General features: G+C 37.6%; 12 protein-coding genes. All 12 read left to right on the forward strand.

Features of this window, described 5'->3' with window-relative positions:
• The first annotated feature begins 259 nt into the window (after positions 1-259).
• The 12 genes from MT391_RS07315 (at position 260) to MT391_RS07370 (ending at position 14,168) form a co-directional block, all read left to right on the forward strand.
• Entirely contained in the window at positions 260-1,591 is a 1,332-nt protein-coding gene (locus tag MT391_RS07315; protein WP_499497425.1) for a PqiA/YebS family transporter subunit, read from the forward strand.
• Positions 1,581-3,230 (forward strand): intermembrane transport protein PqiB, encoded by a 1,650-nt coding sequence (gene pqiB / locus MT391_RS07320; protein ID WP_499439220.1) that lies wholly within the window; start codon positions 1,581-1,583, stop codon positions 3,228-3,230. The genes MT391_RS07315 and pqiB overlap by 11 nt, the downstream gene beginning before the upstream one ends.
• A complete protein-coding gene (locus tag MT391_RS07325; RefSeq protein WP_499497348.1) occupies positions 3,230-3,790 on the forward strand; it encodes a PqiC family protein in 561 nt (186 codons plus the stop codon). Before pqiB ends, MT391_RS07325 begins: the two co-directional genes overlap by 1 nt.
• A 431-nt stretch (positions 3,791-4,221) precedes the next feature.
• Positions 4,222-5,160 (forward strand): LysR family transcriptional regulator, encoded by a 939-nt coding sequence (locus tag MT391_RS07330; protein ID WP_166368632.1) that lies wholly within the window; start codon positions 4,222-4,224, stop codon positions 5,158-5,160.
• Positions 5,161-5,501: 341 nt separating this feature from the next.
• Positions 5,502-7,481, forward strand: coding sequence for a TonB-dependent receptor domain-containing protein (locus MT391_RS07335; protein WP_166368634.1), 1,980 nt, complete (start codon positions 5,502-5,504; stop codon positions 7,479-7,481).
• 109 nt (positions 7,482-7,590) lie between these two features.
• A complete protein-coding gene (locus MT391_RS07340) occupies positions 7,591-8,511 on the forward strand; it encodes a siderophore ABC transporter substrate-binding protein (protein WP_499497349.1) in 921 nt (306 codons plus the stop codon).
• A 72-nt stretch (positions 8,512-8,583) separates the two neighbouring features.
• Positions 8,584-9,540: an ABC transporter permease gene (locus MT391_RS07345; protein ID WP_499497350.1), complete on the forward strand. Its 957-nt coding sequence runs from the start codon at positions 8,584-8,586 to the stop codon at positions 9,538-9,540.
• The gene (locus MT391_RS07350) at positions 9,533-10,483 is read left to right on the forward strand and encodes an iron chelate uptake ABC transporter family permease subunit (protein ID WP_499497351.1); all 951 of its coding nucleotides are present in this window, start codon (positions 9,533-9,535) and stop codon (positions 10,481-10,483) included. The genes MT391_RS07345 and MT391_RS07350 overlap by 8 nt, the downstream gene beginning before the upstream one ends.
• Positions 10,484-10,494: 11 nt before the next feature.
• Positions 10,495-11,253 (forward strand): iron ABC transporter ATP-binding protein, encoded by a 759-nt coding sequence (locus MT391_RS07355; RefSeq protein WP_499439230.1) that lies wholly within the window; start codon positions 10,495-10,497, stop codon positions 11,251-11,253.
• Positions 11,254-11,810: 557 nt separating this feature from the next.
• Positions 11,811-12,545 (forward strand): ribonuclease activity regulator RraA, encoded by a 735-nt coding sequence (locus tag MT391_RS07360; protein ID WP_166368644.1) that lies wholly within the window; start codon positions 11,811-11,813, stop codon positions 12,543-12,545.
• Positions 12,546-12,668: 123 nt separating this feature from the next.
• Entirely contained in the window at positions 12,669-13,634 is a 966-nt protein-coding gene (locus tag MT391_RS07365) for a Bug family tripartite tricarboxylate transporter substrate binding protein (RefSeq protein WP_166368646.1), read from the forward strand.
• A 51-nt stretch (positions 13,635-13,685) separates the two neighbouring features.
• Positions 13,686-14,168 (forward strand): tripartite tricarboxylate transporter TctB family protein, encoded by a 483-nt coding sequence (locus tag MT391_RS07370; RefSeq protein WP_166368648.1) that lies wholly within the window; start codon positions 13,686-13,688, stop codon positions 14,166-14,168.

Raw genomic sequence — 14,168 nt, forward strand, 5'->3', positions numbered from 1 at the left:
ATTGGTAGGATTAACGCTAAATACAATAGTTCTGTTATTATGTTGCTTAGATCTTCACCTTTATGCCTATAATCTGTTCACCTCACGTCTTACTGACTTTTACACCTTAGAGGGTGATGGGGATATACCCACCAGCAGTTTTAAATTAACCAGTACCAGTTTCAAATTAACCATTAGCAATTTTAAATTAGCCAATAGAAAAATAAGTGAGCCCATCAATAACGTGACAATAAACATCAACAAGACACCAGTTAATTTAATGATCCCTTGTGAGGAATGCGGGTTAGTTGTAGCTGTGCCTAAATTACACCAAGCGCAGAAAGCACACTGCCCAAGATGCGCGCACATGCTGACACAAACTATCGCTAAACCTCATCAAACAGCGATCGCCTATGCATCGGCCTGTTTGCTAATGATGATCCTCAGTGTTAGTTTCCCATTTATGTCATTTTCAGTGCAGGGATTGACGCAACAAATAACCTTGCTTCATGCAGTGCAAATGCTCGATCAATTTCAAAATTCATTACTCGCCTTGTTGTTATTGGCCACTGTGATTGTATTACCGACCCTGTACATCAGTTCAATGCTGTATCTATATTTTATGGCGGCCAAAAATAAGCCGAACCTCGTTGTAAAATCATCGCAAAAGCATATTAAGCGACTCTGTAAACTGTTGCTAAAAATAGAGCCGTGGTTGATGGTTGATGTATTTTTATTGGGTGTATTAGTCAGCCTTATAAAAATTTCGTCACTGGCAGATATTAGCCTCGGTTATTCATTTTTTGCATTTTGCATCTATACCGTATTGGTTGTTAAGTGCGTTTCTTTAGTTGATAAAAGTTGGCTCTGGGAACAATTTATTCCTTCGATACAGTTCAAAAAAGATTATCAAGGTGATACTCATCATTCCAACACCCATCTTAACTGCCATGTATGCCACCAGATAAATCCTCAACCGATAACCAATAATCAAACCTGCATTCGTTGTGACAGCACAATACATCCCTTTAATATGCAAGCAAACTTGCAAAAAGTATGGGCACTATTATTCACAGCCATTATTTTTTATTTACCCGCGAACCTGTACCCGATAATGTACACAGTCAGCCTAGGTTCAAGCAGTCCCTCGACTATTATGGAAGGTGTCATTGTATTGTGGCAATTAGGATCTTACCCGATTGCAGCCGTTATTTTCATTGCTAGTGTCTTTATCCCCTTAGTAAAAATATTTGCTCTGTGTTGGCTTTTCATCAGCGCAAAAAATATGCACACTTTGTCTAATAAAGATGCAATTCAAAAACTAAAGGTGTATCGAATAACTGAATTTATTGGTCGCTGGTCGATGATAGATATTTTTGTAGTGGCTATATTAGTTGCACTTGTGCAATTACAAAGTTTAATGGCAATCTACCCCGGACCCGCTGCACTTTCATTTGCGATTGTGGTTATATTTACCATGTTATCGGCGATGTTATTTGATTCAAGAATGCTTTGGCCTGATAGCAGCAATAAAAACCTAGAAATGCACAGTGAAATAAAAGGTTCCTCTCACTTAACCAATGATACAAAAGAGATAAAACATGACGAGTAATAGTACTCAGACAGAAGCTAATATAAAGAAACAAAACTCAATATCAGCGATATGGATTGTGCCAATAGTTGCTCTGGTCATTGCCCTATGGATGCTATTTCAATTTATTAATAATAAAGGCCCTGAAATCACTATTATCATGCCCACTGCAGAAGGCATTAATATTGGGAAAACAGAGATAAAATCCTTAAATGTAAAAGTAGGTATGGTTACCGATATCACGCTCAGTGAAAACTATGATCATATAAAAATCAAAGCGCAAATGAATAAAGATACCGAGCGAATGCTTAATGATAAAACACAATTTTGGGTGGTCAAACCAAGGGTTGGCAGTGCAGGAATTTCAGGTTTAGAGACGATCTTATCCGGTGCTTATATTCAGATTCAGCCCGGCGAATCCACCACAAAAAAACTCGATTTCACTGCGTTAGAGTTGCCTCCTATTACTCCTCTTAGCAGTAAAGGAGTACGCGTTTTATTAAGTCATGATAAAGCAGGAAAGCTAAATATAGGGGATCCAGTCAGCTATCAAGGTTTTACCGTCGGGCGCGTAGAAAAAACATCTTTTGATTTAGCAGAAAAAAAAGCGCTGTATCAACTGTTCATTTTTGAACCCTATGATGGTTTGCTTCTTTCCGGCTCACAGTTTTGGCTCACCTCAGGTATTGATGTAAAACTGAATGCCGATGGTTTTAATGTGCAAGTCGACTCGTTACAAAGCCTACTATCCGGAGGGGTGACTTTTGGTATTCCTGCGGGAGAAGATGTTGGACAACCCTTTGACGATGAATTAGTTAAACTGCCTCTCTTTGATAATTATGAACAAGTGAAAGAAGGACTTTATAAACAATACGTTAAGTTTATTATGGAATTTGATGAAAGCATTCGAGGTTTGACTGCAGGTGCTCCCGTAGAGTATCGGGGTATACGTATCGGCACCGTATTAGAAGCGCCCTATGATGTCGCCTTTTCTGAAAATAATGCATCATCAAACAAAATTCAGATTTTAGTAAAACTCGAACTAGGTAGGCTGTTTGATAAAGGTAGCAACATTTCCTTAAACACATTCCAACAAGCCTTTGAACAACACTTTAAAAATGGCTTAAAAGGGAAACTAGAAACAGGTAATTTATTAACCGGTGCTTTATTTGTTGATACTGAATTTGATGCACCTGAGCCAAACTTCAAGATGACAGAAGTTGGTAAATACAATGTGTTTCCAACAAAAAAAGGCGAATTTGCAATGGTTCAACAGCAACTTTCATCATTATTTAACAAGGTCAATGATCTACCTTTAAATGATGCCGTCGAGTCAATGGCACGATCAATGAATTCTTTAGATAAAGCCTTAGTATCAGCCAATACTACCATCAAAAACTTAAATGGTTTGGTTTCTGAAGAAGCAACTCAAAACCTACCGGCAGATATTCAAACTAGTTTAAAACAGCTACAAAAAACATTAGATGGGTTCAGTCCGAACTCAGTAATGTACAATGATTTAGAGCAAACAATGAAAAAGTTTGAGCAAGTCATGTCTGAATTACAACCTGTTTTGAAACAAATTAATGATAAACCAAATTCACTTATATTTGGCACAGGCACCGTACAAGATCCGATCCCAGCGAAGAGAGTAAATTAATGAAAATATGGCTTACGTTATTCACCCTCTTTATCGCGGGGTGCAGCAATACTGCAATACAACAAGATTCATTGTTTTTACTACCAGTGAATAGCACTGAAGTCGTCGCCTCTAAAAGTGCACCGATTGTAGTAGTTAAAACAAATTTGGATGAGTATTTAGATCAAGTTGGTTTAGTGTATAGGGTCTCTGATACCGAAGTAATATTAGCCAAACATAATCGCTGGGCACAAAAAATATCCGCGCAAATTAATCAACAAATGATACTTAATCTACGGGCAAAACAAAGCGCTTACTGGCCAGTGCAATTAAACGCAGCAATGGTTTTGAATAATCAACCGCAATTACACCTCTCTCTCTCTAGATTCAATGGCGTATATACCGGTAATGCTGAATTAAGTGGCGAGTGGTTACTGATTAATTCACAGGGTAAGGTTATTCAAAGTGACAATTTCGAAATAATCAAACCGCTAAAAAGTGAAGGTTATCAACAATTGGTGATTGCACTTGCAGAAGGTTTAGATGAATTGGCATCACAGATTGCAAAACAAATAAATTAATAGCTCACTGTTATAAGTTCACAGGGACTCCAAAGTAACATAACCATCAAATATTCAAAGCCAGTGATTATTGGCTGTCATTGTTAACCACTCACCACCCTATAGCGTAGATTATCGATAGTTTCATGGATAATGCCTGACACATTCGACAAACCCTAATGAGAATGGTAACGATACCTTTTACTATTTAAAAGTTAAGAGTAAGTCGCTATAATCGATACTAATCCCATTAAGTATGCGATCAAATATTGGGCATAGATTACGTCAAAGAATAATTTTCTTTACAAAATTTTTGGCCTAAGTAGTGAAGTATTTCAAGCACTGGAATAAAAAGTTGAGCCGTAAAATGGGTATAGGTTATAGGTGCCGTTTTAATTTTTTATCAATCAACTAGTCACACTAACTAAGCAAACTATCAATTTAAGCGAACTATGAATTTAAACCAAGTCGACCTCAACTTACTGCTGCTCTTAAAACAGCTTCTGAAGGAAAAACACGTCACTAATACGGCATTAACACTTAATATGAGTCAATCGTCGGTGAGTCGTGCGCTGTATAAATTGCGTAAGCTGTTCTCTGATCCATTATTAGTAAAATCCAGTAATGGTTATGCGTTAACGCCTAAGGCAGAAACCATTAAACGTGATTTAAATACGGTGCTTACTAGCTTAGAAAAGTTGATCGATGGCAATGAGTTTTTCCCATCAAGCAGCGAGAAAACTATTCGTATTTTTGGACTAGCGCCGCAAATGGATATATTGCTACCGAAATTAGTTAATATATTGAGAGATAGAGCTCCACAAATGACGCTCGATGTGGATACGGTATCCAAACCACACTTTACTGGCCTGATCTCCGGTGCACATCATTTTATTATTACTAACCAAGAGCCGCCAGCTGCTGACCAAGACTTATATCGTCAACATTATTTAGACCGTGATTTTCGTTTAATTATGTCTGCTAACCATCCCTTAGCAGATGCTCCTCTTGATGCAGAAAAATTACGCAATTGCCAATTTGGACAAGTTTCACTACAGGGAGACAAAAAATTATCCATTGAACCACGCTTTAAAGCCTTAGGTATAACAGGTGACAATGGCAAAATAGCGACCCCTGTACGTCTTAATAATTTCTCATCTGCTGCTTCCATTGCAGCCAACTCAGATATTATTTTTCACCTTCCAACGGACTACGCCCTACAGGCAGCAAAGTCGCACAACATAGTTTGTAGAGAGGTGCCAACAAACCTACAACATCCTACCAAGCGACTCTATTTATACTGGCACAAACGTTATCATCAAGATCCTATGTGTGTGTGGTTTCGTTCAATCATTACCGAGATTAGCAATCTAGAAAATAAGTACTTATAAAACAATTTTTTAGTGGAAAAATTATTAACAAACTAAAAACTAAAAACTAAGCGACGATTATTCAGAAGATCCATGCCACTGTAAGCTTGATAATTTAAATTAGTCCATAGTTCCAAAGTGACATAAATTCCAAAGTGGCATAACTACCATTAACTAAGTGAAAAATCGAGCACTCACTAAGTAACATAAGGACCATTCATAAGCTGCATAATAGCTATCCAGAAAATGAATATGAGAATGATTGCTTTTAACATCACCATCAAGTCTAATGATAACCATTATCACAAAGGCAATGTTAAACCGACTTATTACTCATCATTATTTCAGGACGAGATAGAAAAATGAAAAAATCTGCACCATTTCAACGTAAACGCATCGCAATAATTATTAGCTCATTATGTTCAAGTTTAGCCTTTTCTGTACAAGCAGAAGAACCAAAGGTGAGTACTTACGAAACGGTTGAGGTGTGGGGAACACAAATCAATAATGATAGCTCGCTATTAAGTAATGATATTGAATCTAAGCAGGCAGATCATCTCAGTGACTTGTTACGTGACCAACCGGGTATCGATGTGGGTGGTTCACATGCACTTAATCAATCGATTAATATTCGTGGTGTTACCGAGTCTGACTTAAATATTACGATCGATGGTGTTGATCAAAGTAACAACGTATTTCACCATGTTGGTAACCTATTAATTAATCCAGATATTATTAAAGCGGTTGACCTGAAATTAGGTAGCAACTCTATTATTAACAGTGGTCTTGGGGGGGGGGTTGCCTTTGAAACCAAAGATGCTGATGACCTATTAAAAGACGGCCAAAAGTTAGGAGCAAGAGTTTACGGTGGTTATGCAGATAACGATTACTACACCTACTCTGGCACTGTCTACTCTCGTTTAAATGACCACTTTGATATGCTCGCTTATTACAGCGCGATAGATCGTAACAACCCTGATGACGGTGATGGCGTAGAACAAGTGGGTCAAGAAGGAAAAATGCAAAATGTACTGCTTAAAGCAGGTTTTGATATTAATGATTCAAATCGTTTAGAGCTAAGTTACGATTATTATAATGATGATGGCGATTACACTATCAAATCTAATTTAGGCGCTGGTTACAGCCATGATAATTTGATTTATCCGATTGAATATACACGTGAATCAATTGCATTAAATTATGAATTATCGCTAACCAATACAGAAGTGCACTCTACTCTGTACAGCAACGAAATGAATTACAACCCAGATCGCCGCGATTACGGTAGTACAAACGACGAAGGGATCACCAATAACATTGGCTTTAAAGTATTAGCAGAAACTTATCTTGAAACCGCAAGTATTGAACATACTGCTCGCTACGGTGTTGAAGGCCAGCAACAAGAGTCAGAGAAAAAAGTTAATGGCAATCGTTCGGGTGAGAAAGAATCAATCGATAGCTATGCAGTTTATGTTGAAGACGAAGTACAGTTAACTGAAAAATTATCTGTCACACCGGGTGTGCGTTACGATCATCATGCCATGGATGCTAACTCTTCTAACGATACTTTCAAAGAAACCAGCTTTGCATTAGCAGCTAAATACCTGATTAATGATCAATGGACTGCACGTGCTAGTGCCACTGAATTATTCCAAGGCCCTTCATTACCAGGTTCATTCCTAAGTGCTCCAGAAGTTATCAACGAAGACTTAAAAGCTGAGACAGGTGTTAACTATGAGTTAGGTTTATCATTTGAACAGCAAAACTTAGCAGGATTAGATAGCGTCGGTTTCTCTGTAAGTGTATTTGAAACCAATATCGATGATTACATTGATAACTCAACAACGGGTAAAACAGGCCTTGAAAACTTAGGTGACGTACAAATCCGTGGTGTGGAGTCTTCAATTAACATGCGTCAAGGTGAGTTTACAAGTCGCTTAACTTACGCTCATTCTGATTCTAAATATACCTCAATCAATGCCAATGCAACGGGTGCGCCGACTAAAGGTCAAGCCTTAACTAATGAAGTGGGTGATAGCTTCTCTTTAAACCTAGGTTATGCCATCCCAGCATTAGATGTATCACTTAATTGGACCAGTATGTTGACCTTAGATTTGCATAAAGATGTTGACGCTGATGTCGCTAAAGAAGGTTACGATGTACATGACCTTTCTATTCAGTGGACTCCAAAACAAGTGGAAGATTTAACCATTACCGCTGGGCTTGAGAATATCTTTGATGAAACTTATGCGTCACATGCTTCATACAATAATTCCATTAATGGTTACACCGATTTTGAACCAGGTAGAACAGTGAAATTAACTGCATCTTACCTCTTTTAATTGAAAAAATGGTCTCGATAACTTTGCAACCATTATAGTAAATACAACCCAGTTTAATCACTGGGTTGTATTCGTAATAGCTCCACACTAAAGAATAGGAATAAAGAACATGACCTTTGCTAAAAATGTTTTTCACGGATTATTAAAAGTAATACTGTTAGTGGTTGTGACCAGCCCTGCTTTTGCTACCACTTATGAACACAGCCTAGGAACCGTAGAGATAAATGGAGTGCCAAAACGAATAGTTGTATTAGGATTCGGTAGCTTAGACTTTGTGGATGCACTCGGTGTTACCCCTATCGCGATGCCAAAAAGCCTACTGCCAACCACACTAGAAAAATACAAAGCAGATAAGTATGTCGACACAGGCACGTTGCAAGAAGTTAACTATGAGACTCTGTTTACGCTAAAGCCTGATTTGATTATCGCTGAAGGACGAATGGCTAAGCTTTATCCTGACCTTGCAGCGATTGCACCTACTTACCTATTTCAGGTAGAAGCTAAACACTACTGGGAGTCAACACAAAAACATTGGCTTAACCTAAGTAAAATATTAGGAAAAGAAGAAAAAGGTGCGCAGCTTATCGCCGATATACAAAATCGTATTGATAAAATAAAACAAAAAACGCAACGTACTCCTTTAAAAGTACTCACTGCTATGAGTAATGGTAGTAATATCACTTCATTTAGTCCAACCAGTCGATTTTCATTTATTTATGATGAAGCTGGCTTTATGCCATCAACTTCTACCAATGTCGCTTCAAAAAATCATACTCACGGTAACTTAATTTCCTTCGAATATATTGCAGATGCTCAGCCTGATGTGCTGTTAATACTGGATCGAGACCAAGCTATTGGCAAAGCAAGTGGCCAAGCACAACAACTATTTAATAACGCATTGGTGAATTCAATCCCTGCTGCAAAAAATGGCCGTATCATCTACCTTGATACTACAGCTTGGTACTTAGCGGGAGGTGGTTATCGATCAATTAAACAGATGATATTCGACCTTAATAATGCCATCCGTTAACGATTAAAATATGAACGGCTTGATAGGTTTGCTTAAACTCGCAACCTTTCAAGCTCTTCAATGTAGATAATAATGAAGTTTACCCACTTTTTCGCTATTGCCATTTTACTGGCTCTTACCTGCGCATCACTAATGGTCGGCGTTGCTGATTTTTCATTGAGTGACATATTCCACGCGGATCCACACGCTCTTAGTATATTAACAACCAGCCGCTTACCACGATTATTAGCAATTATGTTAGCCGGAGCAGGGTTAAGTATTGCAGGTTTGATCATGCAGCAGATTGTACAAAATCGATTTGCAGCACCTTCCACAACCGGCACCATCGATTGGGCAATGTTTGGTTACATGGTCGCATTGGTTGTATTTGCAGAGATGAGTAGTTGGATTCATTTATTAATTATTTTTGCATTCTCAGTGTTTGGCACCATCTTGTTCATACATTTTTTACAACGCTTGAAGTTTAAGAGTACGGTGATGGTGCCCTTAATTGGCATTATGTACGGCAATGTTGTTTCTTCCATGACTACCTTTATCGCCTACAAATACGACTTAGTTCAATCCTTAAATTCATGGACAGTGGCCAATTTTGCTTCTGTATTACGCGGTAACTATGAATTCCTTTATATCGCCCTACCTGTTGCCGTCTTAGCCTATTTTTATGCAAATAAATTCAGTGCTGCCAGCGTTGGTGAAAGCTTTGCAAAAAATATAGGGTTAAATTACCAGCGTATCATCATGATTGGCGTTATTTTAGTGGCACTGCTTTCTTCTTCAGTGGTAATGATTGTAGGTATGATCCCGTTTTTAGGGTTAATTGTGCCTAACATCGTTTCGCTATTTATTGGTGACAATATGCGTCGTAACCTGCCCTGGACTGCTTACGTTGGTGTGGTGCTTGTACTGAGTTGTGATATTTTAGGCCGCCTGATTATTTTCCCTTATGAAATCCCTATCTCGATGATCATTAGCCTTTTAGGTGGTGCTGTGTTTATTTATCTGATCCTACGGGACAAGTCTAATGCGTGATCCTATTAAGCTATTCATTGTCGGCGCTATTGCATTTATCATTTGCGCACTTTTTTTAGGTAAAGGGCTTACGGTTGATAATTATCAGTTTTTCTTATCACGCCGGATCCCAAAAGTATTGGCCATTATTTTATCAGCAATGGCGATTGCCTCTTCATCTCTGATTTTTCAAACCGTCACCAATAATCGAATCCTTACCCCTTCGATACTGGGATTTGATTCCTTGTATGTCATGATCCAAGTTTTATTAGTGGCTGTATTCGGTGGTTTTAGTGCAGTTGTCATTGATAGTGAAATGAACTTTTTACTATCAACTAGCATCATGACATTTTGCTCGATGGTCTTATTTCATTTTTATTTTAAAAGCCGACAACGCAACATATTCACCCTGTTATTAATTGGCGTAGTACTCAGCAGTCTGTTCAATAGTGCGACTGGATTCTTTGCCATGGTCATTGATCCCGATGAATTTACCTATATTCAAGATTCAATGTTTGCCAGCTTTAACAATATTAATGCAGAGCTAGTTTACTGGTGTGTAGTGCCGCTTTTACTGTGTTTTGCTTATCTAATGAAACTCGCTAATAAACTAGATGTCATGTGGTTAGGCATTGATAACGCAACTAGCTTAGGGGTAAATACACAGAAGTTAACCATGCATATCATGTTTGTTATCACTTTAATGGTTTCAATTTCTACTGCATTGATCGGCCCAGTTTTATTTTTGGGCTTAATTGTAGTGGCATTAACACGACAATTATTTCGGACTTATCAACATCGATTTCTACTACTCGCAAGCGCTCTAGTCTCTATTGTGATGCTTGCTGGCGGGCAATGGATGGTTGAAAACCTATTTAATTTTAATACCACTATTAGTGTCATCATTAACTTCCTCGGTGGTGGTTATTTCCTATTTTTATTAATGAAACATAAATTTGATTAAGGTCTAGTCTCGTGATCACAGTTAGCGGATTAAGTAAAAAATATAACGATAAATACGTTGTAAGCAATGTCGATGCCCTTTTCCCTCTGGGTAAAGTGACCAGTATTATTGGCCCTAATGGCGCAGGTAAAAGCACCCTACTATCAATGGTTAGCCGTTTAACAGAAAGTGACGCAGGGCAAGTCATGATTGCGGACAAACCATTAAATCAGTGGGACAGTGCAAGTTTAGCAAAACGATTATCGGTATTAAGACAATCTAATAATATTAATATGCGCTTTACTGTACGTGAGCTAGTTGCATTTGGCCGTTTCCCTTATTCGCAGGGCAGACTCACAAAAGAAGATAATAGCTTCATTGACCGAGCAATGATTAATTTGGACATTACTCACTTGCAGGATCGCTATATTGATCAATTATCCGGCGGGCAACGACAAATGGCCTTTATCGCGATGGTTGTCGCACAGGATACTGATTATGTTTTTCTTGATGAGCCCTTGAATAATCTTGATATCAAACACTCGGTAGATATCATGAAAACACTAAAGAAATTAGCAAAAAAACACCATAAAGCAGTGGTCATAGTGATCCATGATATTAACTTTGCATCTTGTTATTCCGATAATATTATCGCCATGAAACAGGGACAACTCATTAAAAGTGGTACGGTGTCAGAAGTCATTCAAGAACAGGTACTCAGCGAGATCTATGAAATTCCCTTTAAAGTACAGGAAGTAGAAGGTAACCGTATTTCGCTTTATTATAGTTAAGTATTTTTTAAGGCAGAAAATGATTAAAAATGCTTATCTATTTCAACAAATGTCTACGCCTACCTAATAACATAAATTTAAATCAATGATTTTCAAGAACCAATAATTGAATAAAAGCAGCAATTACTATTACAGCTTTTATTCAGTTATTGGTCGATCTCACCCTCGATATATCCAAAAAGTACAATAATTTTCACCAGCAATATGAATGCGAATAGTCGATTAATATAATATTCCCCCTTAAAATAGTTGTAATAATGTGTAAAAACAATAAAACAACAAAATTCCTAATATAGAAATTTATTATCTATCCTTAAATTTCACTATAAAAATAAATAAATTTAAAATCAACACGTTAAATAAAATAAAAACAATTATCATTATGAATAATCGCTTAGAAATAAGGATAAAAGGCAAACATGCGCAATATCTCATTATTTAAGAAAGTGAGATATCGCGCCTAAATTAGTAAATATTAGTAATAATTAGTTTGAATTGTTGTTTTTTTAGTCATATCTTATTAATGGTCAAACGTCATATACACAAGGGGATTATTAATGAGTAATGTAACTAGTATTCAAGAATTAGATGAACAAGTAATAAACAGATTTCGTAAAGTTTCTACCGCTACTTTACATACCGCTCTTTTTAAAAGAGGGTTCCGTAATACCTTCATCCAGAATGTCAGCCGAGTTAACAAAAAGAAAGTAAAAATGGTTGGGCAAGCATACACATTGCGTTACATACCAGCTCGCGAAGACCTTGATACGGTTGCCGCTTTCAAAGATCCGCAACATCCACAAAGGGTCGCAGTAGAAACCGTGCCAGAGGGCATGATCCTCGTTTCAGACTGCCGCCAAGATGCCTCAGCAGCAAGTGCAGGCAGTATTTTATTAGCTCGATTAGAATTTAGAAAGTGTGGTGGTTTTGTATCGGATGCTGGTATTCGCGATTTTGATGATTCATCAAATATGGACTTACCTATTTTTTGTGCCAAACCTAGTGCCCCTACCAATTTAACCAAGCACCACGGTGTTGAACTTCAAGTACCTATCGGTTGTGGCAGTGTTGCTGTTTACCCTGGTGACGTATTAGTCGGCGATGGTGATGGTGTAATGGTTATTCCACTTGAAATTGCTGAAGAAATATCACTTGAAGCAGCTGCGATGGAACGTTTTGAAGCCTATGTGATTGCTAAAGTACGCACTGGCAGCAAAGTCATTGGCCTTTATCCACCAACAGACAAAGTATTAGAAGAATATAACCAAGCAAAATTAGCTGAGGCTAATTAATTCAAACAAGCTTTTCATTTATTAGTACAAACAGTGACCAATATTAAACCGAGTGAATAGTTTATTTAAACATTTCACTTATTGTTTGATTATCAACCGTTTTATAAAAAAAGGAAAATAGTTATGTTATACAAAGGATTAAAAAACAAACTTATGTGCGCATTGGGAGCTTGTATTCTTAGCTCTTCAGTCATAGCAGCAGATTTCCCATCACGAGATATTCGTCTCATTGTTCCATGGGCAGCAGGTGGTGGCGCAGATGGCATTTCACGTAAAATTAGTAATATTGCAGAGCAAGAATTACCTAAATCTATTTATGTTGAAAATATCAATGGAGCCGTTACCGCAACCGGTTTAATGCAAATGACGCGAGCACGTCCAGATGGTCAAACAATTGGTATTTTAACCTATGACAGTGTGATCACTTTGCCACGTGGAAAAATGGTACCCGGTTACTCTCTGGATAAAATGTCACTGATTGCACGCATCACAAAAGAAGCTGATTCCATTGTTGTTTCTAAACAGTCCGGTTTTAACAGCTTTGAAGAGTTGATTGCGGCGGCAAAAGCCAAACCAAATACAGTACGAATTGGTGTTGCTCCAAAGGGTTCAGGTCCTTACTTAGCGGTACATCGCTTAGAAAAACTCACCGGTGTTAAGTTTAACGTTATTACTTACCCTGGTTCATCAAGTGCAGAAACAGAAGCATTATTATCAGGTGAGCTTGATGGTGCAATTTCAAGTTTAGGTGATTTCAGCGGCATCATTGAATCAGGTGACGCTAAAGGAGTTATTGAATTAGCCTCTGAGCAGAATCCATCTTTCCCAGATGTCCCACCAATCAGTACCCTCGGTTATGAACTAGAAACAGGTAGCTTTATATTATTAGCCGCGCCCAAAGGAACGCCTAAAGACACCATTGCTATTATTGAAAATTCATTCAAAAAAGCTTACGACAGCACTGAATTTCAAGAGTGGATAATGAAAGTGGGTGTTACACCTAGCTGGTTAGGATCTAAAGATGTGCAAGCCTGGATTGACGAACTTCAATCTAGCACGTTCAAAGAGATGGATGCATTAGGTCTATAAGGACTTAGTAATATACGCCTCACGTAAATACGAGGCGTAAATGGAGGGGTTATGCTTTTAAACAAGAATGTAGTATTTCATTTTTTACTTTTTTTTCTATCAGTCGGATATTTTGTCATTGCGATCAATTTAGGGGCTCCATTTGCTAATAATGGATTGCAACCATCCTCTTTTCCTTTGCTTATTGGTCTTTTTGCAATGATGTTCAGTTCAATTTTGCTGTATAGAGAAGTGAAATTAATGAAAAGTAAGGCTTCTTCTTTAGAAGACGACACTCAAACAGATAATGCTTTATCAGGGAAAGGCCGATTTGCACCACTTGCGGTGATGTTATCAATCTTTTTATATATTTTGCTATTTTCACCTTTAGGGTACTTTTTCTCATCTATTTTGTTTGTTTTATCAATCATTATTATTTTTTCATCACTGGAAAAAGTGCTTCAAAAAATAGTGATATCAACAATTATAGTCTCCTTTGGATATCTGGTATTTGAACAGATGTTTGGTGTAAGACTTCCGACGTTATGGGGATAG

This window comes from Vibrio sp. 1-Bac 57, from assembly GCF_037546855.1.
Lineage (GTDB): Bacteria > Pseudomonadota > Gammaproteobacteria > Enterobacterales > Psychromonadaceae > Psychromonas.

Bases quoted from the DNA above. Each gene is read 5' to 3' on its own strand.
- MT391_RS07315 (WP_499497425.1), top strand. From the start codon at position 260: ATGATCCCTTGTGAGGAATGCGGGTTAGTTGTAGCTGTGCCTAAATTA.
- pqiB (WP_499439220.1), top strand. From the start codon at position 1,581: ATGACGAGTAATAGTACTCAGACAGAAGCTAATATAAAGAAACAAAAC.
- MT391_RS07325 (WP_499497348.1), top strand. From the start codon at position 3,230: ATGAAAATATGGCTTACGTTATTCACCCTCTTTATCGCGGGGTGCAGC.
- MT391_RS07330 (WP_166368632.1), top strand. From the start codon at position 4,222: ATGAATTTAAACCAAGTCGACCTCAACTTACTGCTGCTCTTAAAACAG.
- MT391_RS07335 (WP_166368634.1), top strand. From the start codon at position 5,502: ATGAAAAAATCTGCACCATTTCAACGTAAACGCATCGCAATAATTATT.
- MT391_RS07340 (WP_499497349.1), top strand. From the start codon at position 7,591: ATGACCTTTGCTAAAAATGTTTTTCACGGATTATTAAAAGTAATACTG.
- MT391_RS07345 (WP_499497350.1), top strand. From the start codon at position 8,584: ATGAAGTTTACCCACTTTTTCGCTATTGCCATTTTACTGGCTCTTACC.
- MT391_RS07350 (WP_499497351.1), top strand. From the start codon at position 9,533: ATGCGTGATCCTATTAAGCTATTCATTGTCGGCGCTATTGCATTTATC.
- MT391_RS07360 (WP_166368644.1), top strand. From the start codon at position 11,811: ATGAGTAATGTAACTAGTATTCAAGAATTAGATGAACAAGTAATAAAC.
- MT391_RS07365 (WP_166368646.1), top strand. From the start codon at position 12,669: ATGTTATACAAAGGATTAAAAAACAAACTTATGTGCGCATTGGGAGCT.
- MT391_RS07370 (WP_166368648.1), top strand. From the start codon at position 13,686: ATGCTTTTAAACAAGAATGTAGTATTTCATTTTTTACTTTTTTTTCTA.